This is a genomic window from Qipengyuania sp. YIM B01966, from assembly GCF_016461955.1.
In the GTDB taxonomy this organism is placed as follows: Bacteria; Pseudomonadota; Alphaproteobacteria; order Sphingomonadales; family Sphingomonadaceae; genus QFOP01.
The window spans coordinates 1-251 of sequence record NZ_JADMNM010000047.1 but is presented as its reverse complement, the minus strand read 5'-3'; the positions used below and the strand labels follow the sequence as shown (position 1 = coordinate 251).

The 251-nt window shown below is 49.0% G+C and carries 1 protein-coding gene; it reads right to left on the bottom strand.

Annotation, left to right across the window (positions count from 1 at the left end):
• On the bottom strand, positions 1 to 184 hold a 184-nt coding region (locus ILT46_RS12245; protein ID WP_233397241.1), incomplete at its 3' end, for a hypothetical protein.
• Positions 185 to 251: the final 67 nt, after the last annotated feature.

The following is a 251-nucleotide window of genomic DNA, read 5'->3' as shown; positions in this document are numbered from 1 at the left end:
ATAGAAATAAAAGAGACCCAACAATATAATAACATAGAGCAGCGTCATGCGTTGATGACGCCGGTGGCACCATGGTGGCGATGACACAATCACTTGCAATGGAAGCCGTTAGCTGAAGTAGCAACACACTGACGTCCAGTATTGGCGCAGCATTCTCTAACACCAGGAGTGCAAGGGTGCCCAAGATGCTCCTCGCATGTAGGGTTTTCTTGTTGTGCTTTCACAGCAAGGACTTGCAGCATCACTGTCGC